The 25346-nt window shown below is 65.4% G+C and carries 25 protein-coding genes; 20 read left to right on the forward strand and 5 right to left on the reverse strand.

Annotated features, from left to right (window positions below):
- Positions 1–99: 99 nt before the first annotated feature.
- Positions 100–486 carry a VOC family protein gene (locus C8J46_RS08390; RefSeq protein ID WP_132737476.1) on the forward strand — a complete coding sequence of 129 codons (387 nt, stop codon included), beginning with the start codon at positions 100–102 and terminating at the stop codon, positions 484–486.
- 292 nt (positions 487–778) lie between these two features.
- Here the strand turns inward: C8J46_RS08390 and C8J46_RS08395 are convergent, their stop codons facing one another.
- Positions 779–1954, reverse strand: a complete 1176-nt coding sequence (locus C8J46_RS08395; protein WP_132738227.1) for an MBL fold metallo-hydrolase — start codon at positions 1952–1954, stop codon at positions 779–781.
- A gap of 118 nt (positions 1955–2072) precedes the next feature.
- Here C8J46_RS08395 and C8J46_RS08400 point away from each other — a divergent pair, with 118 nt between their 5' ends.
- A complete protein-coding gene (locus tag C8J46_RS08400) occupies positions 2073–3653 on the forward strand; it encodes an amidase (protein ID WP_132737479.1) in 1581 nt (526 codons plus the stop codon).
- 172 nt (positions 3654–3825) lie between these two features.
- On the opposite strand, the gene C8J46_RS08405 is transcribed toward C8J46_RS08400, so the two are convergent.
- Together C8J46_RS08405 and C8J46_RS08410 are read right to left on the reverse strand one after the other, a co-directional pair.
- Positions 3826–4215: a DUF4345 domain-containing protein gene (locus C8J46_RS08405; protein WP_132737482.1), complete on the reverse strand. Its 390-nt coding sequence runs from the start codon at positions 4213–4215 to the stop codon at positions 3826–3828.
- Positions 4212–4670: a DUF2721 domain-containing protein gene (locus tag C8J46_RS08410; protein ID WP_132737485.1), complete on the reverse strand. Its 459-nt coding sequence runs from the start codon at positions 4668–4670 to the stop codon at positions 4212–4214. Before C8J46_RS08410 ends, C8J46_RS08405 begins: the two co-directional genes overlap by 4 nt.
- A gap of 93 nt (positions 4671–4763) precedes the next feature.
- On the opposite strand from C8J46_RS08410, the gene C8J46_RS08415 reads away from it, so the two are divergent.
- Positions 4764–5858, forward strand: coding sequence for a GNAT family N-acetyltransferase (locus C8J46_RS08415; protein WP_132737488.1), 1095 nt, complete (start codon positions 4764–4766; stop codon positions 5856–5858).
- Positions 5859–5879: 21 nt separating this feature from the next.
- On the opposite strand, the gene C8J46_RS08420 is transcribed toward C8J46_RS08415, so the two are convergent.
- Both C8J46_RS08420 and C8J46_RS08425 read right to left on the reverse strand, forming a co-directional pair.
- Positions 5880–7286, reverse strand: a complete 1407-nt coding sequence (locus C8J46_RS08420; RefSeq protein WP_243643285.1) for a methyl-accepting chemotaxis protein — start codon at positions 7284–7286, stop codon at positions 5880–5882.
- Between the two features lie 20 nt (positions 7287–7306).
- On the reverse strand, positions 7307–8650 hold the full coding sequence (locus C8J46_RS08425) for a methyl-accepting chemotaxis protein (RefSeq protein WP_132738232.1): 1344 nt from the start codon (positions 8648–8650) through the stop codon (positions 7307–7309).
- A 298-nt stretch (positions 8651–8948) separates the two neighbouring features.
- On the opposite strand from C8J46_RS08425, the gene sdhC reads away from it, so the two are divergent.
- From sdhC to lpdA, 17 genes are all read left to right on the forward strand, one after another.
- A complete protein-coding gene (sdhC, locus tag C8J46_RS08430; protein WP_132737491.1) occupies positions 8949–9359 on the forward strand; it encodes a succinate dehydrogenase, cytochrome b556 subunit in 411 nt (136 codons plus the stop codon).
- Positions 9359–9745 carry a succinate dehydrogenase, hydrophobic membrane anchor protein gene (gene sdhD / locus C8J46_RS08435; protein WP_060524023.1) on the forward strand — a complete coding sequence of 129 codons (387 nt, stop codon included), beginning with the start codon at positions 9359–9361 and terminating at the stop codon, positions 9743–9745. Before sdhC ends, sdhD begins: the two co-directional genes overlap by 1 nt.
- Positions 9745–11547, forward strand: coding sequence for a succinate dehydrogenase flavoprotein subunit (sdhA, locus tag C8J46_RS08440; protein WP_132737494.1), 1803 nt, complete (start codon positions 9745–9747; stop codon positions 11545–11547). Before sdhD ends, sdhA begins: the two co-directional genes overlap by 1 nt.
- Positions 11547–11819, forward strand: coding sequence for a hypothetical protein (locus C8J46_RS08445; RefSeq protein ID WP_132737497.1), 273 nt, complete (start codon positions 11547–11549; stop codon positions 11817–11819). The genes sdhA and C8J46_RS08445 overlap by 1 nt, the downstream gene beginning before the upstream one ends.
- 192 nt (positions 11820–12011) lie before the next feature.
- Positions 12012–12260, forward strand: coding sequence for a DUF1902 domain-containing protein (locus C8J46_RS08450; protein ID WP_132737500.1), 249 nt, complete (start codon positions 12012–12014; stop codon positions 12258–12260).
- A gap of 6 nt (positions 12261–12266) precedes the next feature.
- Positions 12267–12464, forward strand: coding sequence for a type II toxin-antitoxin system HicA family toxin (locus C8J46_RS08455; protein ID WP_132737503.1), 198 nt, complete (start codon positions 12267–12269; stop codon positions 12462–12464).
- 60 nt (positions 12465–12524) lie between these two features.
- Complete coding sequence (locus tag C8J46_RS08460) at positions 12525–13106, forward strand: ATP-dependent Clp protease proteolytic subunit (RefSeq protein ID WP_132737506.1); 582 nt, start codon at positions 12525–12527, stop codon at positions 13104–13106.
- Positions 13107–13239: 133 nt separating this feature from the next.
- On the forward strand, positions 13240–14022 hold the full coding sequence (locus tag C8J46_RS08465) for a succinate dehydrogenase iron-sulfur subunit (RefSeq protein WP_107952059.1): 783 nt from the start codon (positions 13240–13242) through the stop codon (positions 14020–14022).
- Positions 14023–14199: 177 nt separating this feature from the next.
- Positions 14200–14667, forward strand: coding sequence for a PaaI family thioesterase (locus C8J46_RS08470; protein WP_132737509.1), 468 nt, complete (start codon positions 14200–14202; stop codon positions 14665–14667).
- Positions 14668–14764: 97 nt separating this feature from the next.
- Complete coding sequence (gene zapE, locus C8J46_RS08475) at positions 14765–15856, forward strand: cell division protein ZapE (protein ID WP_132737512.1); 1092 nt, start codon at positions 14765–14767, stop codon at positions 15854–15856.
- Between the two features lie 263 nt (positions 15857–16119).
- On the forward strand, positions 16120–17082 hold the full coding sequence (gene mdh, locus C8J46_RS08480) for a malate dehydrogenase (protein WP_132737515.1): 963 nt from the start codon (positions 16120–16122) through the stop codon (positions 17080–17082).
- A 75-nt stretch (positions 17083–17157) separates the two neighbouring features.
- On the forward strand, positions 17158–17454 hold the full coding sequence (locus C8J46_RS08485) for a GIY-YIG nuclease family protein (RefSeq protein WP_347812376.1): 297 nt from the start codon (positions 17158–17160) through the stop codon (positions 17452–17454).
- Between the two features lie 54 nt (positions 17455–17508).
- The gene (gene sucD, locus C8J46_RS08490; protein WP_056047458.1) at positions 17509–18393 is read left to right on the forward strand and encodes a succinate--CoA ligase subunit alpha; all 885 of its coding nucleotides are present in this window, start codon (positions 17509–17511) and stop codon (positions 18391–18393) included.
- A 159-nt stretch (positions 18394–18552) separates the two neighbouring features.
- Positions 18553–21489, forward strand: a complete 2937-nt coding sequence (locus C8J46_RS08495; RefSeq protein WP_132737518.1) for a 2-oxoglutarate dehydrogenase E1 component — start codon at positions 18553–18555, stop codon at positions 21487–21489.
- 101 nt (positions 21490–21590) lie between these two features.
- Positions 21591–22853, forward strand: coding sequence for a 2-oxoglutarate dehydrogenase complex dihydrolipoyllysine-residue succinyltransferase (odhB, locus tag C8J46_RS08500; RefSeq protein WP_056060656.1), 1263 nt, complete (start codon positions 21591–21593; stop codon positions 22851–22853).
- 94 nt (positions 22854–22947) lie between these two features.
- Positions 22948–23235, forward strand: a complete 288-nt coding sequence (locus C8J46_RS08505) for a GIY-YIG nuclease family protein (protein WP_279388894.1) — start codon at positions 22948–22950, stop codon at positions 23233–23235.
- 97 nt (positions 23236–23332) lie between these two features.
- Positions 23333–24727, forward strand: coding sequence for a dihydrolipoyl dehydrogenase (gene lpdA / locus C8J46_RS08510; protein ID WP_132737522.1), 1395 nt, complete (start codon positions 23333–23335; stop codon positions 24725–24727).
- The last annotated feature ends 619 nt before the right edge of the window (positions 24728–25346 follow it).

Below are 25346 nucleotides of genomic sequence, written 5' to 3' on the forward strand. Positions count from 1 at the left end.
AGCCCAGGATGACGGAGATTGGGCAGATGGCAGCATGTGGATGGATTGTCTCCGTTGCTGAACGGGCCGATAGGCCTCTCCACCATATAGGAGAGACCCATGATCGGTTACGCGACGCTCGGCACCAACGACCTCGATACCGCGCTGACCTTCTACGACGCGCTGTTCGTGACGGTCGGCGGCAAGCGGCTCATGCAGATGCCCGACGAGCGCAAACTCACCTTCTACGGCGCGGGTGCGGACAAGCCGATGCTGGTGATCGGCAGGCCCTATGACGGTGCGGCGGCGACCGCGGGCAATGGTACGATGGTCGCGCTGGCGGCGGACTCGCGCGAGCAGGTCGATCAGGTTTACGCCAAGGCGATCGAACTGGGCGGCGCGGACGAGGGTGGTCCTGGGTCTCGGGGGCCCGAGCAGATGGGCTTCTATGGCGCCTATTTCCGTGATCCGGACGGCAACAAGCTCTGCGTGTTCAAGATGGGGTGAGGGACGGGCTGTGTTCGCCGCCTATCGCGTCCGAGCGGGTACACCTCCCCGGCGAAGGCCGGGGCCCAATTGGAAAGGTGGCAGTAACAAGGGGCTTGTCCACCATTAACAGCCTTCCCCAATTGGGCCCCGGCCTTCGCCGGGGTGGTCGGACGTGTGGCCGGCGTCACTTTTCTCTATCGTTGTTCTCCCGCGAAGGCGGGAGCCCAGTCTGGGTCCCCGCCTTCGCGGGGAAACAGGTTTACTCGGTCGAAGGGGATAACCGCCGAACTTCTCCGAGGTGACGGAGAATTTAGCGGAAAGCTCGAACCGTCGGTGTATCGAGACACTTCAACAAAACCTCCCGCGGCATCGGCGTCACTGTCGCCGGCTTTACATACCGAGCAACCGCCACCGGCCGCCCGATCGCCACCGGCGCGAACCCGGTCTGCCCCGTACACCGCATCGCCGCCGCCAGCAGTTTCGGCGGCGTATCATACCCTTCGAACGACAGCCGGAAGGTCCCCCAGTGGATCGGGATCGCGTGCGCCGCGCCCAGTCGGCGATAGACCTCGACCGCATCGACCGGGCCGATATGGCTGCCCGATTCCATCTGCCCATCGACGAACCGGAACGCACCGATCGGGATCAGCGCCAGCCGGATCGGGCCGAGCGCCGCCGCTTCGACCGGCCACTTCCCGTCGCCCATCCCGGTATCGCCCGCAAAGAACACGTTCCCGCCCGGCAGCGTCACGACGAAGCTCGACCACAGCGCGCGATTGCGATCGGTGAACCAGCGGCTGCCCCAATGATGGTTGCGCGTTACGGCGACCGCGACGCCCGGCTTGATCGCCACCCGCTGTCCCCAGTCGAGCGCGGTCGCTTCCGCCCCGGTCTGGCCGATCACGCTGTCGTTGCCCAAACTCGTGACGATCCGCGGCCGATCGCGCTGCCACAGCCGTTGCAGCGTCGCCTTGTCGAGATGATCGTAGTGGTTGTGGCTGACGAGCACGAGATCGATCTTCGGCAGCGCATCGAACGCGATGCCCGGCTCGGCGACACGATTCGGCCCCGTGCCCAGCGGCCCGGCCTTTTCCGCCCAGACTGGATCGGTGAGGATGTTGAGCCCCTGCGTCTGGATCAGCACGCTGGCATGGCCGACCCACGTCACCACCATCCGCTCGCCCTCGACGCGCGCGGGTGGTGCGATGCGGTTTATCGCGACCGTCTTCGGCCAGGCGGGTCGGCCATCGCTGCCGGTGAAATATCGCCAGAAGAAGCTTGCGCGACCCCCGCCGTTGCCACCACCCGCGGGCTGAATCTGCTGCGTGTCAGCGTCGTTGTCGGGATTGGCGAACCGCGTACCATCGAAATGTCCGCTTGCCGGCCCGCGGTAGTAGATGCGGTCGAGAAAGCGCGGCACGATCGTCACCGCCAGCGCGACGACCACGACCGCCAGCAGCACGATGCCCCCGACGATCTTCAACACGAGACGCACGCCATTCCCCTATCCGTTGCCGATCCGTAACGCATCGTGTCGAGCATCGTTCAGACCGCTTGGCGTGGATGCGCAACCCCGATAGCCTCGCGCCAAAGGGGATTCGCAAATGCGTAAGTTTATCATCGGGCTATTGCTCGCAACCGCCATTCCAGCCGTCGCGAGCGCCAAGACCGTCGCGGTCGAGGAACAGTCGATCGATCAGCTCCAGGCGGCTATGACGTCCGGCAAGGCGAGCAGCGTCGACCTCGTCCGCACCTATCTCGCGCGGATCGCGGCGATGGACCGCAAGGGCCCTACTCTCCGCGCCGTTATCGCGCTCAACCCCGACGCGCTGGCGCAGGCCAAGGCGCTTGACGCCGAACGCAAGGCCGGGCGCATCCGTGGTCCGCTCCACGGCGTGCCGGTGCTGATCAAGGACAATGTCGAGACCGCCGATGCGATGCCGACGACGGCCGGCAGCCTCGCGCTGAAGGATAATCTCACGCGTCGGGACGCACCCGTTGTGGCGCAACTCCGCGCCGCGGGGGTGGTGATCCTGGGGAAAACCAACCTCAGCGAATGGGCGAACATCCGCTCGACCCAGTCGATGAGCGGCTGGAGTGCGGTCGGCGGCTTGGTCAAGAACCCCTACGCGCTCGACCGTACCGCGTGTGGTTCGTCGAGTGGCTCGGGCGCGGCGATCGCGGCGAGCTTCGCGGCGGCGGCGATCGGGACGGAGACCGACGGTTCGGTGGTGTGTCCGTCGTCGCTCAACGGACTGGTCGGGCTGAAGCCGACGCTGGGCCTCGTGAGCCGCACGCATGTCGTGCCGATCAGCCACAGCCAGGATACGCCGGGGCCGATGGCGCGGAGCGTGCGCGACGTCGCGACGCTGTTCTCGGCGATGATCGCGGCCGATCCTGCCGATGCCGCGACCGCGGGGGCAGGGGCTTTCAAGCGCGACTATGCGGCCGGGCTGTCGACCAGCGCGCTGTCGGGCCTGCGCGTCGGCGTGATCCGGCCGGAGATGACCGCGGACCTTGCCGCGAAATACCAGGCCTCGCTTGACGTGATGAAGGCTGCGGGCGCGGTGCTGGTCGAGGTCAAGCAGCCCAAGCTCGATGGGCTTGGCGAGGCGGAATTGCTGGTGCTCCAGACCGAGTTGAAGGCCGATCTCGACACCTATCTCGCGACCACGCCCGCAGCAGTCCGCACGCGGACGCTCGATCAGGTCATCGCGTTCAACACCGCCAACGCAGGCACCGAAATGCCCTTCTTCGCGCAGGAGACGTTCGAGGCTGCGGCGAAGACCAAGGGGTTGAACGATCCGGCGTACAAGGCGGCGCGCGCGAAATCGCTTCGGCTGGCGGGTGCGGAGGGGATCGATGCTATGCTCAAGACGGCGGGCGCGAGCGTCCTGGTCGAGCCGACTTACGGCCCGGCATGGCTGAGCGAACCGGTGTACGGCGATCAGTACGGCGGGCCGAGTTCGAGCGGGTTGCCGGCGATCGCGGGGTATCCGAACCTGACGGTGCCGATGGGGTTGGTCCGTGGTCTGCCGGTTGGGTTGTCGTTCATCGCGACGAAGTATGGTGACGCGGCGGTGCTCGGCGCCGGCTATGCGTATGAGCAAAGAGCGAAGGCTCGCGTGGCGCCACGGTATCTGCCGACTGCCGACATAGGCCCCGGTTTGGACGCTGCTCGCTGACCGGGTGATTGGCGTGCTGGGTAAAACAGGACGACCTCCCACACCTGCCGTCATCCTGACGAAAGTCAGGACCCAGAGCAAAGAGCGTGGCGCCAATGGCTCTGGATCCTGACTTTCGTCAGGATGACGGGTGGGGGGACTGTGCGTGTCGGAGGGGACGGGGGAAAAGGGGTCAGCCCACCCGCTTCGCGAAATTCCACTGCCAGAGCATCAGCAACGGCACGACCACCGTCTCCATACCCAGCCCGAGCACATGTCCTTGCGAGGGCACCCCTACCGCCAGCAGCGAGATCCCGCGCGATACGCCGCCGACGAAGATCAGGCCGCCGAGCAGCCGGAATCGCGGCCCTTTGCGCTCGATATCGGGGATGCAGCTCAGAAACCCCAATCCGGTCGCGAAGAAGATCCCCGAGATGTACCGGAAATGGCTATCCAGATCGCGCGGTACCTCGGCGAGATGGCCGAATGGCGCGGGGCCGTGCAGCACGCCCTGACCGCCGACGATCAGTGGCAACAGGCACGCGACTGCCACGACCGCCTGCAGGATGCGCTTCTCGATCACGACAGGTCTTTCAGCAGTTCGGGTCGAATCCGGAACGCGCGCAGCGAGATCCGCACCTCGACGATGAACGAGACGAGTGCTGCGATCAGCAGGATCATCGCCAGGATGAAGCACAAGGCCACCGCCGTGCCGAAATGCAGCTTCGCCAGTTCGGCGATGAACAGCAGCGCGATCAGCACGCACGTCATGATCGCGCTCGACACCGCCAGGAACAGCGCGGCGTTGATGATCGTCATCCGGCGGTCGAGAAGGCGCAGCTCCCAGACATAGCGATGATGGTCGGGCCCGGCGATGCTGCCGTGCAGCAGTTCCAGCTTGCGCGCCCGGTCGATCACCCGCGACAGGCGTCCGGCCAGCACGTTGAGCAACTGACCGATGCCGGCGAGCATGAACACCGGCGCGAGCGAGAGCTGGATCGTCTGGGCGATCGTCGAAATGGCGGGGATCGTCGGCATGACCGTCACCATGATGGGGAATGGCCGAATGCAAAAGGGGGCGATTGCAAAAGAGCATGCAATCGTAACCTTCTGCGCGGTATCTAGCGGGCAATGTCCAAGCCGATGCTCCTGGCCGACTTCGTCCGGCTACCGCCCACTGTCCGCGCCGATGTGGTCGAGGGGCTTGCCGCGGCGATCGACAGCGTCGCGGAGCGAGGCGCGGAGAGCCACCGCTTCCTGCGCTTCGGTTGGTACGCCGCCGCGCTTGCGGCCTATGGCGGGCAGGCCAAGACCCTGGTCGTCGAGCAGGACGACGTGCCGGTGCTGACGCTGCCGTTCGTGCCGTTGGGGCCGGGCCTGCTCCGGATCGCGGCGATCCCGGGTTGCTACTGGCCGTTCCGCAGCTTCGGCCTCGCGCTCGAAGCCGGTGAACCTGCGCTAAAGGCCGCGCTGTCGACCCTGGCGCGCAACGTCAACGGCATCAGGATCGGCCCGGTCTACGACACCGACCCCGCCGCCGCCGCGTTGATCGCCACCGCTCGCGGGCAAGGCTGGACGACGGTCGATCGCGCGATCGGCGATAGCTGGTCGCTCGACCTGCCACGTGCGCGCGAAGGCGAGCCCTGGCCACGCACCTCGACGCTGCGCAAGAACCGCTTCCACGAAAAACACCTCGCCGAGCATGGCGCACCCGACTGGCGCTTCCTCTCGGGCGCGGACTGGCCCGCCGCGTTCGCCGATCTCGGCGCGGTCGAGCAGACGAGCTGGATCGCGCACGCTACCGATCGCACTGGCATGAAGTTCACCGCCGACGGTCATCTCGCCTTCTGGCAGGCTGCGGTCGCCGACCCGGTGCTTGCGGGCATGTTCCGCGCCGCGCTGCTGACGGTCGACGGTGCGCCTGCCGCCTTCTCGTTCGATATCGATACCGGCGAACTGCTGTACGCGGTCGCCAACAGCTACGACCCGCGTTTCGCCAAGCACTCGCCGGGCAAACTGCTCTACTGGCGCAACCTGGTCGCGGCCCAGGCGCGAGGGATCCGCCGGGTCGATTGGGGCGCAGGCGATAGTGGCTACAAGCAGGTCATCGGCGCGACGGTCGACGCACCGATCCGCGACTGGCTGCTGTTCCGCCCAGGACTGCCGGCGCTGGCGGGACGCCTGCTCGGCTGGTTATGGCGCAGGAGCGGCCAGAGCCGCGGGTGACGAACAGTGTCTCCGAGCCGCTCACGCCACGCTCGCCGAGAACCCGTCCGCCGCACCCCGCAGCACCCCCAACTGATCGTCGACCTCGCCGAACGCGTGGCCGAGCTGGTCGATCTCGGAGGCCACCGCCTCGGTATCCTCGCGGATCGTGGCGATGGTGTGGGACATCGAATCCGCCGCCAGCGCGGTTTCGTCGACTGCGGCGGTGATCGCGCTGACGGTCTGCGCCTGCGACTCCATCGCGTGGCGGATCCGCGCGGCGCTGCGCTGCACCTCGGCGACGGTCGACTTGATCTCGGCGTTGGTCGCGACCGTCGCCGCGGTGGCCGACTGGATCGCGGCGATCTTCGCGGCGATGTCGTCGGTCGCCCGCGCAGTCTGGTTGGCCAGCGATTTCACCTCCTGCGCCACCACCGCGAAGCCGCGCCCGGCGTCGCCCGCACGCGCCGCCTCGATCGTCGCGTTCAGCGCGAGCAAATTGGTCTGCCCGGCGATGGTGCGGATCAACCCGAGGATCGATTCGATCGACTTGGCATGTTCGCTTAGCGCCTCCGATACGCCGACCGCCTCGCCAGTCTGGGTAGAGGCGCGGTCCGCGATCTTGCCTGCGGCCTCGACTTCGCCGCGTGCATCCTCGATCGCGCGGATCAGCCCGGCGGTGGTGTGTGCCGCCTCGCGCATCGCCACCGCGGACTGTTCCGCCGCCGCCGCGACCTCGCTTGCCCGACCGAGCATGCCGCGGGTCGAGGCCGACGCCCCCGCCGCCTGCACGCGAATCCGCGCGCCCAGCGCCGCGGTATCCTCGATCGATGCGGCAATGCTGCTGCGAAAGTCGGTCGCGCGCGTCTGGCGTTCGACCCGTGCCGCCTCCGCATCGCTCGCGCCGAGATGCGACGCCATGATATCCGCCTCGATCAGCGCGAGCCGCTGGACCACGTCGCTCAGCGTCCGCATCGCCGACAGGTCGCCGCCGAGCCTGTCCGCGAGCAGGTTGAGCGTCACACTATGCGCGAACGCCAGCGACGACAGCAGCGCGGGCAGGGGGACACCCGAGCGATGCGAATTCTGTGCATGGCTGATCGCCATCGCCTTCCACGCATCGTCGTTGGGGGCACCGTATTTCAGGCCGACATATTCGGTGCTGAGCGCGATCCGCTGATCGAGCAGTTCGGGGGTGAAATGCCGCTGGAGGTGCCGCGCCGACTCAAGCGAGAGATAGTGCCGCCAGAACGTCTCGGCGATCCGCCGGCGATCGTCGGGTTCGAGCAACGCGCTGAGCGTCGCGCAGGCGGGCTCGATCAGCCCGTCCCAGTCATAATCATGCACGCGCTCGCGTAGCGGCCGTTGATCGCCGCCCCAGTTGCGCACCGGATTCCGGGTCTTGGTCTCGCCGGCCGCAAGGGCCATCCTCTCCTGGTGTTCGATCATCGCCCCCTCCTGAGGGTCCTTTATGCAGCGACCTTCGCGACGAAATCCCCGGCGCTGTTCTTGAGATTGCCAAGCCGCGAGTCGAGCACGTCGAAGCCGCGGCCGACGCCGTCGATCTCGGTCGCGACCGTCTCGGTATCCTCGCGGATCGCGGCGATCGTGGTCGACATCGAATCCGCTGCCAGCGCGGTCTCGTCGACCGCCGCGGTGATCGCGGTCACGGTCTGCGCCTGTGCCTCCATCGCATAGCGGATCCGGTCGGCGCTCTCCTGCACCTCGGCCACGGTCGACTTGATCGAGGCGTTGGTCTCGACCGTCGATCGCGTCGCCGACTGGATCGCGGCGATCTTTGCGGCGATGTCGTCGGTTGCGCGTGCGGTCTGGTTGGCGAGACTCTTCACTTCCTGCGCCACGACCGCGAAGCCACGCCCGGCATCACCGGCGCGCGCCGCCTCGATCGTCGCGTTCAGTGCGAGCAGGTTGGTCTGCCCGGCGATGTCGCGGATCAGCCCGAGGATCGATTCGATCGACTTGGCGTGATCGCTGAGCGTCTCGGACATGCCGACCGCCTGGCCGGCCTGCACCGAAGCCCGGTTGGCGATCTCGGCCGCAGCCTCGACCTCGGTGCGCGCATCCTCGATCGCGCGGATCAGCCCGGCGGCGGTCTGCGCGGCTTCGCGCATGGCGACTGCGGATTGCTCGGCGGCGGCGGCGACTTCGCTTGCCTTGCCCAGCACCGCGCGGGTCGACGCCGAACTGCGCATCGCCTGTTCGCGGAGCATATGCCCTTCGTCGGTCGCGGTCTCGACCATCGCCGCGATGCCGTCGCGGAACTCGGCCGCCAGCGTATCGCGTGCGTTCTGCGCGGAGTGCGTCCGGTATGCGTTGTAGATCGCGACGGTGATCTCGCCTTCGAGCGCCGACAGCCGCATCAGCGTGTCGATATAGACCGGCAGCTTGGCGTCCGACCGGTCGACCCGGCGCATCAAGACTTCGAGCGCGGCACGGTCGCTCGCGCTGATCATCGACAGCAGCGCCATCGGCGACACATCGGCGACATAGGCGGCGGCGACCGAGCGTTCGACCGACTCGACCCAGGCACGACCGCTCGTCTCGAGGAAGCGATTGCGCAGGAACGTGCAGCCGACCTCGATCATCCGCTCGGTTTCGTGCGCCGCCCAGATCCGCTCATCGGAGAAACAGCGCAGCCATTGCTCCCAATACGCCTTCGAGACGTGCGTGATTTCGGGAGCGAGCGCGGCCCAGACTTCGCGACTCGCGCCAGCCAGCGATCCGTCGAAGTCGAACGCCCGCAGCCGGGCTGCCAGGTCGACGGAAGCGGCAATCGCGCCGGGTACCGGCAGGTCGGTGGTGGTCAAGATGCTGGGCTCCGGATCGGGAATACCGACCCAGCGCTACACCGCATATCTTAAGAGCGGGTTAGGGATGGAGGCTGTGTCGACCGTGTTGCGGATTATTTCGAAACCGCAATGAAGTGGATCGGCGCTCCCATGTCGCGTGGAGGGCCAGCGGTGTCATGGGTTATCGGACCGCCCCCAATGGGTTGCATCGCAGCACGTGGTGGCTAATAGGTCGCCCGATCTATATATTGTGGACCAAGATATTTTTGGTTCGTCATCTTCTGGTTCGAGGACTCCGCCCTTGGCATCGCGCAACCCGGCACGCCCGCTTTCTCCCCATCTGCAGGTCTATAAATGGGGCCCGCACATGCTGGTCTCGATCCTGCACCGCGCGACCGGCAGCGGGATGGCGACCGTCGGCAGCCTGCTGCTCGTCTGGTGGCTCGCCGCGATCGCATCGGGCGATCAGGCTTATGCGACCTTCGTCGACGTGTTCACGACCGATACCGGCCGTCTCAACATCCTCGGCTACATCGTCGCGGTCGGCCTGACGCTGTCGCTGTTCCAGCACATGATGACCGGCATCCGCCACTTCGTGCTCGACACCGGCGCGGGCTACGAACTGAAGCGGAACAAGATGGGTGCGCTCGCGACGATGGTCGCATCGGTCGCGCTGACGATCGTGTTCTGGCTCTACATGGGGATCAAGTAATGGGTTCGGGTACGGCAATCGGTCGCGTCCGCGGCCTCGGCAGCGCGAAACACGGCGCGCATCACTGGTGGCAGCAACGCCTGACGGCGGGCGCGAATCTGTTCCTCATGCTGTGGCTGATGATCTCGGTCGCGCGGATGCCCGGCTATGACTACGCAGCCGTGCATCTGTGGCTGCAGTCGGCCTGGGTCGCGGTGCCGATGGCGCTGCTGATCCTGTCCGTGTTCTACCACTTCCGTCTCGGTCTTCAGGTCGTGATCGAGGATTACATGCACGACGAAAGCCGTGTCGTGACGATGATCCTCCTCAACCTGTTCACCTTCACGCTGGGCGGCATCGCCCTGTTCGCGATCCTGAAGGTCGCCTTCTCCGGAGCTCCCGCGTAATGTCAGCTGCCTACAAGATCATCGATCATACCTATGATGCGGTCGTCGTCGGTGCCGGCGGCTCCGGCCTGCGCGCGACGATGGGCATCGCCGAGAGCGGCCTGAAGACCGCGTGCATCACCAAGGTCTTCCCGACCCGGTCGCACACCGTTGCGGCGCAGGGCGGCATTGCCGCCAGCCTTGGCAACAACTCGCCGGATCACTGGACCTGGCACATGTTCGACACCGTCAAGGGTTCCGACTGGCTCGGCGACCAGGACGCGATCGAGTATCTGTGCCGCGAAGCCCCGCAGGCGGTGTACGAGCTGGAACACGCCGGCATGCCGTTCAGCCGTAACGAGAACGGCACGATCTATCAGCGTCCGTTCGGCGGCCACATGCAGAACATGGGCGAGGGGCCGCCGGTCCAGCGCACCGCCGCCGCCGCCGATCGCACCGGCCACGCGATGCTCCACGCGCTGTATCAGCAGAGCCTGAAGTACAACACGGACTTCTTCGTCGAGTATTTCGCGCTCGATCTGATCATGGAAAACGGCGTCTGCCGCGGCGTCATCGCGCTGTGCATGGAAGACGGCTCGATCCACCGCTTCCGCAGCCATCAGACCGTGCTGGCAACCGGCGGCTATGGCCGCGTCTATTTCTCGGCGACCTCGGCGCATACCTGCACCGGCGACGGCAACGCGATGGTGCTCCGCGCCGGCCTGCCGCTCCAGGATATGGAGTTCGTCCAGTTCCACCCGACCGGCATCTACGGCGCGGGCGTGCTCATCACCGAGGGCGCACGCGGTGAGGGCGGTTACCTGACCAACTCCGAGGGCGAGCGCTTCATGGAGCGCTATGCCCCGTCGGCAAAGGACCTCGCCTCGCGCGACGTCGTCAGCCGCTCGATGGCGCTCGAAATGCGTGAAGGCCGCGGCGTCGGCAAGAACGGCGACCACATCTTCCTGCATCTCGATCACATCGATCCCAAGGTGCTCGCCGAGCGCCTGCCGGGCATCACCGAGACCGGCAAGGTTTTCGCCGGCGTCGATCTCACGCGCCAGCCGCTGCCGGTCACGCCGACCGTGCACTATAACATGGGCGGCATCCCGACCAACTTCCACGGCGAGGTCGTCAACCTCGTCGACGGCAACCCCGACGCGGTCGTCCCCGGCCTGTTCGCGGTCGGTGAAGCGGCGTGCGTCTCGGTCCACGGCGCCAACCGCCTCGGCTCGAACAGCCTGATCGATCTCGTGGTGTTCGGCCGCGCGACCGGCCTGCGGATCAAGGACACGCTGAAGCCCGGTACGGCGCACGCACCGCTCCCCAAGGGATCGGAAGACCTCGCGCTGACGCGTCTCGACCATTTCCGCAACGCGCGCGGCGGCTCGCCGACCGCGCAGATCCGTCTCGACATGCAGCAGACCATGCAGAAGCATTGCGCGGTGTTCCGCGACACAGAGCTGCTGAACCAGGGCGTCGAGAAGATGGCCGGGATCTACAGCCGGATGACCGACGTCGCCGTGAAGGATCGCAGCATGATCTGGAACACCGATCTGGTCGAGACGATGGAGCTCGACAATTTGATCGGCCAGGCGGTCGTGACGATGAACTCGGCTGCCAACCGCACCGAGTCGCGCGGCGCGCACATGCACGAGGATTTCCCCGAGCGCGACGACGCGAACTGGATGAAGCACACCATCACCACCTTCAACGGCTGGGGCGGCAAGGGCGGCGAGACCAAGATCGATTTCCGCCCGGTCCACGACTACACGCTCACCGACGACATCGACTACATCAAGCCCAAGAAGCGGGTATACTAATGACCTGGGCCATCATCGCGATCGGGTTCCTCGTGCCCGTCGCGGTGGGGCTGCTGACGCGCTTCCAACCGATGATCGCCGGCTTCCTGTGGCCGGTGGTCGTCGCGGCGGTGACAGCGATCTACGTCTTCGCCATCGAACCCCGCGGTGTGGGCGAAGAACCCCAAAAGATAGCGATAACCTTCTACGCACTCTTCTCGCTGGTAGGCGGCGTCCCCGGCGGCCTCGTAGGCTGGATTCTCCAATATAAGCGCGCGGCTAAGGCCAGCTGACCTACCCCCGTTCTCCTGCGAACGCAGGAGCCCAGGGTTACGGAGCGCGGCATTTGTGATCCTGAACTCCTGCGTTCGCAGGAGAACGGCTGTGGGTGTACCGCATCCGACCCGGCAACACCGCGCCTGTGGCGCCCAACCGCATTTCAGCGTACACCAACCTCAGCAATCCGCGGAAAGACGAGGTTGGACATGGCGCACTGGACGATCCGTGCAGACTACGACCCCGAAGCCAGCGTCTGGTATTCGGTAGACGGTGACATCCCCGGTTTCGCTGCCGATGCCGCCACGCTCGAAGCACTCGTCGAAAAAGCCGCGGCGATGCTACCCGACCTTCTAGATATCCACGCGGACGATATCGTCGATCCCACGCGCCTCGCCGGCCCGCACCGCATCCGGATCATCGCACACCACGAACGCGATTTCGAGATCGCGGCCTAACGCATCATGGTCCGGGGATACGCCGCGCAGGTTCGCGATATCCTCACGGCGAACGGATGTACCTTCGGGCGTAGCGGCAAGGGCGATCACGAGATCTGGCGTAGTCCGCACGCGCCACGCCCGGTCGTCGTCGACGGGACGATCTTGTCCCGCCACACGGCCAACGCCATCCTGAAACAGGCAGGCCTTACAACGAAGCTTTAAGCTCCCCGGCTTTTGTCCTGTTCCTCGGAACCCGCCGCTTCCGCAAAAGTTTGCCGCGACATGACCGACACATCCCCCGCCTCGAACGCCCGCAACTACCCCTTGCTGGCCGCCCCCCACATCCACCTCCACGGCCCCGTCGACGACGCGATGTACGACAACTTCAAGTCGCAACTCGCCGCCGCCCCCACCGAAGGCCCGCTGGTCGTCTCGATCACCACGCTCGGTGGCGATCCCGAAGTCGCGCGTGCGATGGGCGACAACATCCGCCTGCTCCGCGAATATACCGGCCGCGAGACGCTCTTCCTCGGCAAGGTCGCGGTCTATTCCGCCGGCGCGACGTTCATGTCCGCCTTCCCGGTCGACAGCCGCTTCCTCACCCGCAACAGCCGCATCATGATCCACGAGCGCCAGATGCAGAGCACCATCGAACTCAACGGCCCGCTCAACACGCTGTCCTACACGCTGAAGGCCAAGCTTCACGAGATCGAGGACTCGATCAACATCCAGGAAGAAGGCTTCCGCGCGATCGTCAAGGGTTCGAAGGTATCGCTCGAGGAGTTGAAGAAGAAGGCCCCCTCCAACTGGTACATCGAAGCCGAGGAAGCCCGCGACCTCGGGCTCGTCCTCGACATCATCTGACCGTCCGCGAGCAGGCAGCGCGACAGCGGGTGTGACGCATGTTGCACCCGCGAAGCTAAGGATTTGCGGGGAGGGCCCCTGTCATGTATCGGCTCTGACAACCTATAATCACACCACGGACGGACCGCTCGCAATGGCCGAATTCTCGCTCCCGAAAAACAGCGTCGTCAAGAAGGGCGTCAAGCACGCCTCGACCAGCGGGGGTAAGCGTCTCAAATCGTTCAAGGTCTACCGCTACGATCCCGATAGCGGCGAGAACCCGCGCTACGACACGTTCGCGCTCGATCTCGACGATACCGGCCCGATGGTGCTCGACGCGCTGATCAAGATGAAGAGCGAGCAGGATTCCTCGCTCACCTTCCGCCGCTCGTGCCGCGAGGGCATTTGCGGCTCGTGCTCGATGAACATCAACGGCAAGAACGGCCTCGCCTGCACCACCGCGATCGAGGATTGCAAGGGCGAGGTCCAGATCACGCCGCTGCCGCACATGGATGTGATCAAGGACCTGGTTCCCGACTTCACGCATTTCTATGCGCAATATTCGTCGATCAAGCCGTGGCTGCAGACCGTCACCCCGCCGCCCTCGGGCAAGGAGCGCCTCCAGTCGCCGGAAGACCGCTCGAAGCTCGACGGCCTGTACGAGTGCATCCTGTGCGCCTGCTGCTCGACCTCGTGCCCAAGCTATTGGTGGAACGCCGACAAGTTCCTCGGCCCCGCGATCCTGTTGCAGGCCTATCGCTGGCTTGCCGACAGCCGCGACGAGATGACCGGCGAGCGCCTCGACGAACTCGAGGATCCGTTCCGCCTGTACCGCTGCCACACCATCATGAACTGCGCGAACGCGTGCCCTAAGGGGTTGAACCCCGCCAAGGCGATCGCCGAGATCAAAAAGATGGAAGCCGAACGGATCGTCTGATCCGGTTGGTCGGGGAGGAACCTATCTTCCCCGACTTTGTGGGGGATAAGACCTGCCTTCCCCCACCCCGTTCGTGCCGAGTAGAGATCGAGCGTAGTCGAGAGCTCGTATCGAGGTACATGTCCTTCGATACGCCATCTCGACAAGCTCGATGTCTACTCGGGACGAACGGAAATTATGACGGATAAGCCCGCTTCCACCCCCCATTTCGTCGAAGCCGAAGACCCCGCCAACCCAGGCTGGCGCAGCTGGTCGCTCTCCGACCCCACACGCTTCAACACGCTGCTCGGCCCCATGCTCTACCGCGTCGACGGCCACACCGTCCGCGTCCGCATCACCCCCGAGCATCGCCACTCCAACCTCCAGAACAACGTCCACGGCGGTGCGCTCCTCGCGTTCATCGACGTCGCGCTGTTCGCAGCCGCCAGAGGCTTCGGCCTGATCACCGCCGGCACCGCGGTCACGCTCGATCTCAACACGCAGTTCATCGGCGGCGGTCGCGTCGGCGAGCCGATCGAGGCGCAGGTCGAGGTCCTCAAGGAAACCGGCCGCCTCTTGTTCCTCCGGGGTCTCGTGGTGCAAGGGGACGACGAAGCAAAGATCGCTGCCTTCTCAGCCACGATCCGCAAGCCGACTGCCAGATAGCACCGGCATTTCTCTGTTCTCCCGCGCACGCGGGAGTCCAGGAGCTACACATACAACGCCTGGGGGCCTGGGCCCCCGCTTGCGCGGGGGAACGGAAATGACGGTACTCAAGGCCTATGAGGCGCTCGTAGCCTCAGGCGAACTCCGTCCCGACCCCGAACAGGCCGCCGCCGCCGCGCGCCTGAACACTCTCGCGACCGAACTCGCCACCCCCAAGTCGACCGGCTTCTTCGCCCGCTTCTCCAAGAAACCCGACCCCCGCGGCGTCTACCTCTGGGGCGGCGTCGGCCGCGGCAAGTCGATGCTGATGGACCTGTTCTTCGCCAACGCGCTCGTCGAGAAGAAGCGCCGCGTGCATTTCGGCGAGTTCATGCTCGAGGTCCACGCGCGCATCGCCGCCGAACGTCGCAAGGAAGTCGGCGACCCGATCGTCCCCGTCGCCACCGCGATCGCCGACGAGACCCGCCTGCTCGCATTCGACGAGATGATGGTCACCAACAGCCCCGACGCGATGATCCTGTCGCGGCTGGTGACTTCGCTGCTCGATTCCGGCGTGACGATCGTCACCACCTCGAACCGCCCGCCTGCCGATCTCTACAAGAACGGCCTCAACCGCGAGCATTTCCTGCCCTTCATCGCGACCATCGAACAGCGCCTCGACGTCCTCCCGCTCAACGGCCCGGTCGACTATCGCCGCGACCGGCTCGGCAGCCAGGACACGTGGCTCGTCCCCAACGGTCCCGAGGCGACCGCGCAGCTCTCCGCCGCATTCTTCCGCCTCACCGACTTCTCGACCGACGACAGCGAGCACGTCCCCGCTGAAGACCTGATCGTCCAGGGTCGCACGCTCCGGGTGCCGAAATCGCTCAAGGGCGTCGCGGTGTTCAGCTTCAAGAAGCTTTGCGGCGAGGCGAGGGGAGTGGCCGACTACCTCGCCATCGCGCGGAAGTTCCACACCGTCATCCTCGTCGGCATCCCCAAGCTCGGCCCCGAGAACCGCAACGAAGCCGCACGCTTCGTCGCGCTGATCGACGCGCTCTACGAGCACAAGGTGAAGCTCCTAGCCGCCGCCGATGCGCAACCCAGCGACCTTTACGAAAGCGGCGATGGCAGGTTCGAGTTCGACCGCACGATAAGCCGCCTCGAAGAGATGCGCTCCGAGGAATACCTCGCAGAAGGCCACCTCTGACACACCCCGAATACCACCCCGGCGAAGGCCGGGGCCCAATTGGAAAGGTCGCAGTAACAGCGCGTGGTGCGTAGTTAGCAGCGTTCCCCAATTGGGCCCCGGCCTCCGCCGGGGTAGTTCCAATTGAGCGGCTACACCTTATTGCACATGCGAACTAGTTGCAATAACAACCCGCTTTTGCCTTTTTAGCGGTTGCCGTAGCGGGATAATGCGCGTAACCGGCGTCACCAATCACCCCGCACATCAGACGGAGACGGATTGGAATGGCTCGCAAGAAGATCGCGCTGATCGGCGCCGGTAACATCGGCGGTACGCTCGCGCACCTCGCAGCACTCAAGGGCCTTGGCGATATCGTCCTGTTCGACGTCGCCGAGGGCATCCCCCAGGGCAAGGCGCTCGACCTGTCGCAGTGCGGCCCGGTCGAAGGCTTCGACTCGCAGATCACCGGCTCGAACGACTATGCCGACATTGCCGGCGCGGACGTCATCATCGTCACCGCCGGTGTAGCCCGCAAGCCCGGCATGAGCCGTGACGACCTGCTCGGCATCAACCTCAAGGTCATGAAGGCCGTCGGCGAGGGCATCAAGGCCAACGCACCCGGCGCGTTCGTGATCTGCATCACCAACCCGCTCGACGCGATGGTGTGGGCGCTCCGCGAATTCTCGGGTCTGCCGCACCACATGGTCGTCGGCATGGCCGGCGTGCTCGACTCGGCACGCTTCAGCCACTTCCTCGCCGACGAGTTCAAGGTCTCGGTCAAGGACGTCACCAGCTTCGTGCTCGGCGGCCATGGCGACACGATGGTCCCGGTCATCAGCTATTCGACCGTGTCGGGCATCCCGGTTCCCGATCTCATCGCGATGGGCATGTCGAGCCAGGAAAAGATCGACGCGATCGTCAAGCGCACGCGCGGCGGCGGCGGCGAGATCGTCGCACTGCTGAAGACGGGTTCGGCATACTACGCGCCGGCGACCAGCGGCATCGCGATGTCCGAGGCGTATCTGTACGACCAGAAGCGCGTGCTGCCGGCCGCGGCGTATGTGTCGGGCGAGTACGGCCTTACCGATCTGTACGTCGGCGTGCCGGTAGTGATCGGTGCTGGCGGCGTCGAGAAGATCGTCGAGATCAAGCTTGATGATGAAGCGAAGCAGAACCTCACCGTGTCGGTCGACGCGGTGAAGGAACTGATCGTGGCCTGCAAGGGCATCGATGGTTCGCTGAACTGATTTGAGGTGAGGTAACGAACCAAAAGGAGTAACCACCACCCCGGCGAAGGCCGGGGTCCAGTTGGGAAAGCCGAAATGATGGAAGAACAAGCGTTCGTCTACATCATGGCCAACTTCCCCAACGGTGCGATCTACCTCGGTTCGACCGTAAACCTGCCGAAACGTGTGTGGGAGCACCGCAACGGTTTCGGCGGTTTCACCAAGCGTTACGGCTGCAAGATCCTCGTCTGGTACGAGGCTTGCGGCGAATGGGAAGCGGCACGGCAGCGCGAGCTGCAAATGAAGGAGTGGAAGCGGGCTTGGAAAGTGCGTGAGATCGAAGGGTTCAATCCTGCTTGGGATGACCTGTACGATCGTATCGCGTTACCATGACCGCCTCCCAACTGGACCCCGGCCTTCGCCGGGGCGGACCGGACTGGAGATAGAATGAGCATCCTCGTCGACAAGAACACCAAGGTCATCACGCAAGGCATGACCGGCGAAACCGGCAGCTTCCACACCAAGATGGCGCTGGAATACGGCACGCAGATGGTCGGCGGCGTCACGCCCGGCAAGGGCGGTACGACCCACCTCGACCTCCCCGTCTACAACACCGTCGCCGAAGCCAAGGCGATGACCGGCGCGACCGCGTCGGTCATCTACGTGCCGCCCCCCTTCGCCGCCGATTCGATCCTCGAGGCGATCGATGCCGAGATCGAGCTGATCGTCGCGATCACCGAGGGCATTCCCGTGCTCGACATGGTCAAGGTCAAGCGCGCGCTGTCGGGCTCCAAGTCGCGCCTGATCGGCCCGAACTGCCCCGGCGTGCTGACCCCCGGCGAGTGCAAGATCGGCATCATGCCGGGCTCGATCTTCAAAAAGGGCTCGGTCGGCGTTGTCAGCCGTTCAGGCACGCTGACCTATGAGGCGGTGTTCCAGACGTCGAACGCTGGCCTTGGTCAGACGACCGCGGTCGGCATCGGTGGCGATCCGGTCAACGGCACGAACTTCATCGATGTGCTCGAGCTGTTCCTCGCCGACGACGAGACCCAGTCGATCATCATGATCGGCGAAATCGGCGGCGACGCCGAGGAGCAGGCGGCACAGTTCCTCCGCGACGAAGCCAAGCGCGGTCGGTCGAAGCCGATGGCAGGCTTTATCGCCGGTCGTACGGCGCCTCCGGGCCGTCGCATGGGCCATGCCGGCGCGATCGTGTCGGGCGGCAAGGGCGACGCAGAGAGCAAGATCGCGGCGATGGAAGCTGCCGGGATCAAGGTCTCGGAAAGCCCCAGCCTGCTCGGCGAGACGCTGCTGAGCGTGCTGAAGGGTTGAGCTGACTACCCCTCTCCCTTCGGGGAGAGGGAAGGAGCTGCCTCTTGGCAGCGGAAGGGTGAGGGCACGTGACCGCCCGTGCCCTCACTCTCCCACCCGCAAGTGCGGGCGGGCCCCTCCTTCTCCCCCGCGGGGAGAAGGACACTGAGGACGAGAACGATGGGCTACGAAGGCCAGGATTTCAGCGATATCGCAGCCGGCGTCAGCCCGGCGTTCGTGGAGACGCTCTACGCCAAGTTCAACGCGGACCCGGCCTCGGTCGAATCCGGTTGGCGCGCGTTCTTCGAGGGTCTCGAAGGCTCCGCGCAGGGCCCGAGCTGGGAGAGCGCCCGCTGGCCGCTCACCACCACGGACGACCTGACCGCAGCGCTCGATCCGACACAGATGGAGCCCGCGCCCAAGCCCGCAAAGGGTGGCAAGCCCGCTCCCGCTGCAGCAGCGCCCGCGCCCGTCTCTAAGGAAGAGATCGCCAAGGCCGCCGCCGACGCGATCCGCGCGCAGCTGCTTGTCCGCACCTACCGCGTCCGTGGCCATCTCGCCGCCAACCTCGATCCGCTCGGCCTTTCGAAGCGCGAGATGCCCGAGGATCTGAAGACCGAATATCACGGCTTCTCCGACGCCGACATCGACCGGAAGGTCTATCTCGGCGGCACGATGGGCTTCGAATGGGTCTCGATCCGCGAGCTCGTCGACACGTTGCGCAAGAATTACTGCGGCAATGTCGGCCTCGAATACATGCACATCTCCGACGTCGAGGAGCGCCGCTTCCTCCAGGAGCGCATGGAGGGCCAGGACAAGGCGATCGAATTCTCCACCGACGGCAAGAAGGCGATCCTGACCAAGGTGATCCAGGCCGAGCAGTGGGAGAAATTCCTCGGCAAGAAGTATGTCGGCACGAAGCGCTTCGGGCTCGATGGCGGCGAATCGATGATCCCCGCGCTTGAGAGCGTCATCAAGTATGGCGGCCAGATGGGCGTGCGCGAGCTCGTCATCGGCATGGCGCATCGCGGTCGCCTCAACGTGCTCGCCAACGTGATGGCGAAGCCGTTGCGCGTGATCTTCCACGAATTCGCCGGCGGCTCGGCCAACCCCGATGACATCGGTGGTTCGGGCGACGTGAAGTATCACCTCGGCACCAGCACCGATCGTGAGTTCGACGGCCACAAGGTTCACATGAGCCTGGTCGCCAACCCATCGCATCTCGAAGCCGCCGACCCCGTCGTGCTCGGCAAGACCCGCGCGATTCAGACGCTCAATAACGATCTCAAGGATCACGTGGCGAGCTTGCCCGTGCTGATCCACGGCGACGCGGCGTTCGCGGGGCAGGGGATCGTCTGGGAGTGCCTCGGCTTCTCGGGCATCCGCGGCTACAACACCGGCGGCTGCGTCCACTTCATTATCAACAACCAGGTCGGCTTCACGACCTCGCCGCAGTTCGCGCGCTCGTCGCCTTACCCGTCGGACGTCGCAAAGGGCGTCCAGGCGCCGGTCTTCCACGTCAATGGCGACGATCCCGAAGCGGTCACCTTCGCGACCAAGATGGCGATGGAATTCCGCCAGAAGTTCCACCGCGACATCGTCATCGACATGTGGTGCTATCGCCGCTTCGGCCACAACGAGGGCGACGAGCCGTCCTTCACGCAGCCGCTGATGTACGACATCATCCGCAAGCACCCCGGCGTCTCGTCGGTGTACGGCGATCGCCTGATCAAGGAAGGCGTGATCGACCAGCCCTGGATCGACGAGAACGTGAAGCAGTTCACGCTCCGTCTCGAGGGTGAGTTCGAAGCCGGATCGTCGTACAAGCCCAACAAGGCCGACTGGTTCGGCGGTCGCTGGACCGGCCTCAGCGCGCCGACCGATGGCGGCTCCGCGCGTCGCAACGTCGAGACGGGTCTCAGCACGAAGTTGTTCGACTCGCTCGGCCGTACGCTGACGACGATCCCCGACAGCGTGAAGATCCACAAGACGCTGAACCGCGTGATCGATGCCAAGCGCGAGATGTTCAAGTCGGGCAAGGGTTTCGACTGGGCGACCGGCGAGGCGCTCGCATTCGGCGGCCTGCTCTCGGAAGGGTATGGCGTCCGCCTGTCCGGCCAGGATTCGGGCCGCGGCACGTTCTCGCAGCGTCACGCGGTCTGGGTCGACCAGACCGATGAGCACAAGTACGTGCCGCTGCAGGAGATCGAACACGGCAATTTCGAAGTGCTCGACAGCCCGCTGTCCGAATACGGCGTGCTCGGCTTCGAATATGGCTATGCGCTCGCCGACCCGAAGACGCTCGTCCTCTGGGAGGCGCAGTTCGGCGATTTCGTCAACGGCGCGCAGATCATGATCGATCAGTTCATCACGTCCGGCGAGTCGAAGTGGCTTCGTGCCAACGGCCTCGTGATGCTGCTTCCGCATGGTTACGAAGGGCAGGGGCCTGAGCACAGCTCTGCACGTCCCGAGCGCTTCCTCCAGTCGTGCGCGGACGACAACATCCAGGTCGCGAACTGCACCAGCCCGGCGAACTATTTCCACCTGCTCCGCCGGCAGATGCACCGCAACTTCCGCAAGCCGCTGATCGTGATGACGCCGAAGTCGTTGCTGCGGCACAAGCTGGCGGTGTCGAACGCCGAGGATTTCCAGGGCGACAGCCACTTCCGCCGCCTGTTGTCGGATACCAATCCGGCCGCCGACGTCGATACGAAGCGTCTGGTCCTGTGCACCGGCAAGGTCGCGTACGACCTGATCGAGGCACGCGATGCGGCGGGCGACACCGACACGCAGATCGTCCGCGTCGAACAGCTCTATCCCTTCCCCGGCAACCCGATCGCCGAGCGCGTCGCACGGATGCCGAACCTGGAAGAGATCGTCTGGGCGCAGGAAGAGCCGAAGAACAACGGCTATTGGTTCTTCGTCGAGCCGCTGATCGAGGAGGCGCTGGCAACGGTCGATTCCCGCGTGAAGCGCGCGCGCTACGCCGGCCGCAACGCCTCGGCGTCGCCCGCGACCGGCCTGATGAAGCGTCACCAGGCCGAACAGGGCGCGCTCGTCGCCGACGCGCTCGGCCACTCCGTCCGCGACGAAATCCGCCGCACCCGCGCAAACTGATTGAACCCGAACCTTGTTTTCCTGCGAAAGCAGGAACCCAGGGTCCGGCAGAGTAACCCTAGGCCCCTGCGTCCGCAGGAGCACAAAAGGTAGAAGCAAACATGGCAACCGAAGTCACCGTCCCCGTCCTGGGTGAATCGATCACCGAAGCCACCCTCGGCGAGTGGCTGAAGCAGCCCGGCGATCCCGTCGCGGTCGACGAGCCGATCGCCAGCCTCGAGACCGACAAGGTCTCGGTCGAGGTCCCGTCGCCGGTCGCCGGCGTCATGGGCCAGCACGCGGTCGCCGTCGGCGACACCGTGCAGGTCGGCGCGATGCTCGCCACGATCGACTCCGGTGACGGCGCCGCCGCTGCTCCGGCCCCCGCTACCGCAAAGGCTCCCGAGCCCGCCGCGACCGCAACGCCGTCCGCGCCCGCCAAGGACGAGTCCGGCGCAGGGTACGGCGACCAGCCCGGTGCCGGCACCAGCGATTCACCCGCCGCACTCTCCCCGTCGGTCCGCCGCGCGGTGCTCGAGCACGGCGTCGATCCCGGCACCGTCAAGGGCACCGGCCGCGACGGTCGCATCACCAAGGAAGACGTGACCGCCGCCGCGTCGAGCAAGCCAGCGCCTGCGCCCGCCGCAGCACCCGCTCCGGCCGCAGCGCCTGCCGCCGCATCGGGTCGTGGCGAAGAGCGCGTCCGCATGACGCGCCTCCGCCAGACGATCGCCAAGCGCCTCAAGGAAGCGCAGAACACGGCGGCCATGCTGACGACGTTCAACGACGTCGACATGACCGCGGTGATCGAGGCGCGCGCCAAGTACAAGGACCTGTTCGAGAAGAAGCACGGCGTCCGCCTCGGCTTCATGGGCTTCTTCGTGAAGGCCGCGACGATGGCGCTGCGCGACATCCCGTCGGTCAACGCGTCGATCGACGGCGACGACATCGTCTATCACGATTACGCCGACATCTCGGTCGCGGTCTCGTCGCCGGGCGGTCTCGTCGTCCCCGTGATCCGCGATGCCGACCAGATGTCGGTCGCGACGATCGAGAAGACGATCGGCGACTTCGGCAAGCGCGCCAAGGAAGGCGCGCTCAAGATGGACGAGATGAAGGGCGGCACCTTCACGATCTCGAACGGCGGCGTGTTCGGCTCGCTGATGTCGACCCCGATCATCAACCCGCCGCAGTCCGCGGTGCTCGGCCTCCACCGCATCGAGGAGCGCCCGGTCGTCGTCAACGGCCAGATCGTCATCCGCCCGATGATGTACCTCGCGCTCAGCTACGACCACCGCCTGATCGACGGCCGCGAAGCCGTGACGTTCCTGGTGGCGCTGAAAAATGCTATCGAGGATCCGACACGTATCCTGATCGACCTCTGACCCACAACGGCTCCTCGTTCTCCTGCGAACGCAGGAGCCCAGGGTCACGGACATCACCCTCCGTAACCCTGGATTCCTGCGTACGCAGGAAAACATGAGGCCCGGTTTTGTCTACCTCATGGCGAGCAGCCGCAACGGAACGCTCTACCTCGGCGTCACCAGCGACTTGCTCGCCAGAGCCTACCAACACCGCAACCGCCTGATCGACGGCTTCTCCAAGGAGCATGGCTGCATCCTCCTTGTGTGGTTCGAGGCGAGTGACGACATACAATCGGCACGGCAACGCGAGTTGCAGATGAAGAAATGGAAGCGGGCCTGGAAGATCGACCTGATCGAACAGACCAACCCGCACTGGAAGGATTTGTACGAGACGCTCTTCTGACTTCTGTTTTCCTGCGAACGCAGGAACCCAAGGTCACGAACGGCGCCTCCCGTAACCCTGGGCTCCTGCGTTCGCAGGAGAACGACGGAGATGAAGAATGGCTGACTACGACTATGACGTCCTCGTGATCGGTGCGGGCCCCGGCGGTTACGTCGCGGCGATCCGTGCAGCGCAGCTCGGCCTGCGCACCGCTTGTGCCGAGAGCCGCGAGACGCTTGGCGGCACTTGCCTCAACGTCGGCTGCATCCCGTCCAAGGCGCTGCTCCACGCTTCCGAGATCTACGAGGAGGCCAAGGGCGGCCACCTCACCAAGTTCGGCATCGATTTCCAGGGCGTCACGCTGAACCTCGACCAGATGCACGCCGAGAAGGCCAAGGCCGTCAAGGAGCTGACCGGCGGCGTCGAATTCCTGTTCAAGAAGAACAAGGTGACGTGGCTCAAGGGCAAGGCCGCGTTCCAGGACGCGCACACGGTCGACGTGGCGGGCCAGAAGGTTACCGCGAAGAACATCGTCATCGCCACCGGTTCGTCGGTCATGCCGCTCCCCGGCGTCGAGGTCGACCAGAAGACCGTCGTCGACAGCACCGGCGCGCTCGAGATCCCCAAGGTCCCCGAGCACATGGTCGTCATCGGCGGCGGCGTGATCGGTCTCGAACTCGGCAGCGTCTGGCGTCGTCTCGGTGCGAAGGTCACGGTCGTCGAGTTCGTCGACCAGATCCTCCCCGGCTTCGACGGCGAAGTCCGCCGCGAGACCGCCAAGCTCTTCAAGAAGCAGGGCATGGAGCTGAAGCTCTCGACCAAGGTCACCGGCGTGACCGTCGACAACGGCGTCGCGACCGTCACCGTCGAGCCCGCCGCGGGTGGCGCATCCGAGACGCTGACCGCCGATGCGGTGCTCGTCTCGATCGGGCGCAAGGCCAACGTCGACGGCCTCAACCTCGAAGCCATCGGCCTCGAACTCAACAAGCGCGGCCAGATCGAGACCGACCACAGCTTCCGCACCAAGGTCGACGGCGTCTGGGCGATCGGCGACTGCATCCCCGGCCTGATGCTCGCGCACAAGGCCGAGGACGAGGGCGTCGCGGTCGCGGAAAACATCGCCGGCCAGACCGGCATCGTCAACGAGGACGTCATCCCGAGCGTCGTCTACACGATGCCCGAGATCGCCGGCGTCGGCCTCACCGAAGAGGCCGCGAAGGAAAAGACCGAGATCAAGGTCGGCAAGTTCCCGTTCGCCGCGAACAGCCGCGCCAAGACCAACCGCGACACCGACGGCTTCGTGAAGATCATCGCCGACGCCAAGACCGACCGCGTCCTCGGCGTCTGGATCGTCTCGAGCCTCGCCGGCACGCTGATCGCCGAAGCTGCCATCGCGATGGAATTCGGCGCTACCAGCGAAGACATCGCCTACACCTGCCATGCGCATCCGACGCATGCCGAGGCGATCAAGGAAGCGGCGATGGCGGTGCAAGGCAAGCCCATCCATATTTAGCCGCTGGCTAAATATGGATCCAAAGGGCGTGCCCGGCCGGCGGCGCTCCAGCGCCGTCCGACGACAGGGGCTTTGCCCCTGTCCGGCCAAGCCAGGGCTAAGCTGAATTTTGAAAGGGCGTCGGTGGTAATCCACCGGCGCCCTTTCTGCGTCTACAGAGCAAGGGGATAAGGTGGGCACCGGATTGAACCGCAGTTTGCCCGAAGCCCCGTACGTTTCTCAAAACCCATCCGACACGCATCCCCCAATCCTTCATCCCGGCGAACGCTGGGACCCACGGTTACGGCGGACCCGGCGATACGTGCTGCCATGACCCTGTTCGCGACCATGGGTCTTGGCGTCCGCCGGGTTGACGGAAGGAGTGATGAATGGGGAAGCCCGATTAAAGGGGACGCGAACTCGGGTGGATAATGATGGGCCTGGCCCTATCACGACGCCCAGCGTCCCCCGTTGCGCCCTCCGATCCGTCATCTCGGCGAACGCTGGGAACCCCCGGTTACGGCGAACCTGGCGATACCGTGCTGCCAAGACCTGGTCCGCTACCATGGGTCCCGGCGTTCGCCGGGATGACGGGGGAGGAAAGCGCGGCGAAAGCGGAGGGCGTATGCCTGACGAGGCG

The organism is Sphingomonas sp. PP-F2F-A104-K0414 (assembly GCF_004340945.1).
Lineage (GTDB): Bacteria > Pseudomonadota > Alphaproteobacteria > Sphingomonadales > Sphingomonadaceae > Sphingomonas.